This is a genomic window from Streptomyces griseus subsp. griseus (genome assembly GCF_000720255.1).
Lineage (GTDB): Bacteria > Actinomycetota > Actinomycetes > Streptomycetales > Streptomycetaceae > Streptomyces > Streptomyces griseus_I.
The window spans coordinates 1-696 of the sequence record NZ_JOJE01000139.1 but is presented as its reverse complement, the minus strand read 5'-3'; the positions used below and the strand labels follow the sequence as shown (position 1 = coordinate 696).

1 protein-coding gene is annotated in these 696 nt (G+C 68.2%); it reads left to right on the top strand.

The annotated features are described in order from the left end of the window. On the top strand, positions 1-696 hold a 696-nt coding region (locus tag IG99_RS43490; protein WP_037684570.1), incomplete at both ends, for a condensation domain-containing protein.

The window sequence follows — 696 nt, the reverse complement described above, 5'->3', positions numbered from 1 at the left end:
CCTGACGCCGAACGGGAAGCTGGACCGGCGGGCGTTGCCGGCTCCGGAGTTCACCGCGAACACGGAGGGCCGTGCACCACGCACCCCGCAGGAAGAGGTCCTCTGCCAGATATTCGCGGAGGTCCTCGGTGCCGACGAGGTCAGCATCGACGACAACTTCTTCGAGCTGGGTGGGCATTCGCTGCTGGCGACGCGTCTGGTGAGCCGCGTTCGTTCGGTGTTGAGTGTGGAGTTGGGTGTTCGCGCGTTGTTCGAGGCGCCGACGGTCGCGGGGTTGGTGGAGCGACTCTCGGGCGCTGGTGTGCGGCGTGCGGTGTTGCGTGCGGGGGAGCGTCCGGAGCGGGTGCCGGTGTCGTTCGCCCAGCGTCGGCTGTGGTTCTTGAACCGGCTGGATGGACCGAGTGCGACGTACAACATCCCGCTCGTGGTACGACTGCGCGGTCAGCTGGACCCGAAGGCGTTGGAACTGGCGTTGACCGATGTGGTCGACCGGCATGAGAGTCTGCGGACGGTGTTCGCGGAGGTGGACGGCCAGCCGTACCAGCGGGTGCTGAGCGTGGAGGAGGCCGCGCCGGCGCTGGTGGTGCGGGAGAGCGGCCGTGAGCGGATCTCGGCTGACATCGAGGACGTCTCGGCGTACGCGTTCGACCTGGAGTCCGAGATCCCGCTGCGGGCGTGGGCCTTCCGAGTAGCCGT